The 266-nt window shown below is 34.6% G+C and carries 1 protein-coding gene; it reads right to left on the minus strand.

All coding sequences use genetic code 11. From position 1 onward, the window contains the following. Positions 1 to 67: 67 nt before the first annotated feature. A partial coding sequence (locus B2671_RS10130; protein WP_346870302.1) for a hypothetical protein occupies positions 68 to 266 on the minus strand: 199 nt, incomplete at its 5' end.

Genomic DNA, 266 nt, shown 5'->3' on the forward strand with positions numbered 1-266 from the left:
CATGGTAAATATATCCTTAATTAAAGATACTTCCTTAACCCTCTAAGGATTCTAAGTAAGCATAACATCAATTGAAATAGGGATTCTCTATCCTCGTTGGAATATATGGTGTTGGAATATCTATTATTATTTCAGTTTCATTTGTGCTTTGTGTATCTTCTTGATTATTTATTTTCCCTTGAGTTTGAGTTTCTGCTTCCACTTGAGCTTTTGATGTAGCTTCTGCCTTTGCTCTTGCTTCAGCTTCAGCTTGAGCTTTTGCCTCT

Source organism: Clostridium sp. UBA5119 (genome assembly GCF_002414285.1).
GTDB classification, from domain to species: domain Bacteria; phylum Bacillota; class Clostridia; order Clostridiales; family Clostridiaceae; genus Clostridium_J; species Clostridium_J sulfidigenes.